3 protein-coding genes and 1 pseudogene are annotated in these 1,139 nt (G+C 58.7%); 1 reads left to right on the top strand and 3 read right to left on the bottom strand.

Translation table 11 applies throughout. From position 1 onward, the window contains the following. The 3 genes and pseudogenes from ACOCD2_RS21155 to tnpA all read right to left on the bottom strand — a co-directional run. Positions 1-144, bottom strand: a pseudogene (locus ACOCD2_RS21155) (transposase domain-containing protein); the annotation flags it as partial. 134 nt (positions 145-278) lie between these two features. Beyond that, the gene (gene tnpB / locus ACOCD2_RS21150; RefSeq protein ID WP_293653110.1) at positions 279-644 is read right to left on the bottom strand and encodes an IS66 family insertion sequence element accessory protein TnpB; all 366 of its coding nucleotides are present in this window, start codon (positions 642-644) and stop codon (positions 279-281) included. 80 nt (positions 645-724) lie between these two features. Beyond that, complete coding sequence (tnpA, locus tag ACOCD2_RS21145; RefSeq protein WP_293689400.1) at positions 725-937, bottom strand: IS66 family insertion sequence element accessory protein TnpA; 213 nt, start codon at positions 935-937, stop codon at positions 725-727. Here tnpA and ACOCD2_RS21140 point away from each other — a divergent pair. After that, positions 851-1,139 (top strand): KfrB domain-containing protein (locus ACOCD2_RS21140; RefSeq protein ID WP_419589148.1); only part of this gene is annotated, 289 nt, incomplete at its 3' end. The genes tnpA and ACOCD2_RS21140 overlap by 87 nt on opposite strands.

The following is a 1,139-nucleotide window of genomic DNA, read 5'->3' as shown; positions in this document are numbered from 1 at the left end:
GGTGATCTCTTCGGGCTCTGGCTCGGCCGGTACGGGGGTGTCGCCCAGTAACTCGCCCAGGTCGAGCTGATGGGGGTTGTCGATGATCCGCTTCTCGGATTTGCGGCCGAACAACTGGCGTTTGAACCAGTCGAGTTGTTGCCGGGCTTGGCAGAGCTGTTGCCTGAGGGTATCGATTTCGGTTTTGGCCGCTTGAAGTGTACGGAAAAGTGCTTCCGGATCCGAGGCGCCGGAAGAGGTATTTTTTACTGTACAATCCGTAACTTGCATGAAAGAAATTATACTACAACCGTCCCTCCATGACCCTGCCGATAGCGCTTGAAACGCCGCACCGACGTCAGGTCTATGCCCTCGACGATCAGCTTCAGATCCGTCCAACTCAGCGTCTGCCTGTCCTTACCCCGGGCATTGAAGTGGAACCGCCCTGCCTCCAGTCGCTTGCTCCACACGCAATAGCCCCCCTCCTCGAAATAGAGTACCTTGAGCTGGGTGCGGCGCCGATTGATAAAGACGAACAGCTGGCCAGTGGTCGGATCCTCGGCCAGCTTCTGCCGCACCAAAGCAGACAGCCCGTCGAAGGACTTGCGCATATCCGTCGGTGGGGTATACAGCCACACTCGGACCCCGGACTCGGGTAGCAGCATTATCAGTCCCGGCGCAGACGCAGACAGAGGCCGTTGCCCAGATCGAGCTCGACCTGCCAGCCGCCGCCAGACGTCGATCCCTAGGGCGGCAGCTCGACCCAGTCAGCGAGGGAGCAGGTATCACTGGATCCAGTGGGCCTGGAGCCTGACTCGGCTTGGAGCTTGCGCTTCCAATAGCCGAAAGTGGCGAGCGGAATCCCCACCTGTTGGCAGAATGCCTGCTGACTCAGTCCGCTCGTTGTCTGCTCATCAATCAGTCGTTGCCACTCAGTCTTGTTACGTCGCCTGCTCATATCGTGCTCCCGTCAGTGAATGTGGAGACAGGTTATGGCACAAGATTCACCGAGAGAAGAACGGTATGGTTTGACCGGTTACGCTACGACGGCCCCATCGTAGCGGCAGATGGTTGGTATGCGATTCAGCGGGTCGCCTCACAGACCTTCGTTGCCCATTCCGTTCAAGCCTTGGATGACAGCCCCCAAGTGGGAGCCGTCG

This window comes from Thiolapillus sp. (assembly GCF_048562965.1).
GTDB classification, from domain to species: domain Bacteria; phylum Pseudomonadota; class Gammaproteobacteria; order Chromatiales; family Chromatiaceae; genus Thiolapillus; species Thiolapillus brandeum_A.
The sequence above is the reverse complement of the archived record's forward strand: the minus strand, read 5'-3'. Positions and strand labels throughout refer to the sequence as shown.

What these genes read in the sequence shown, in the direction of transcription:
- tnpB (WP_293653110.1), bottom strand. Translation starts at nt 644, where the DNA reads ATGCTGCTACCCGAGTCCGGGGTCCGAGTGTGGCTGTATACCCCACCG.
- tnpA (WP_293689400.1), bottom strand. Translation starts at nt 937, where the DNA reads ATGAGCAGGCGACGTAACAAGACTGAGTGGCAACGACTGATTGATGAG.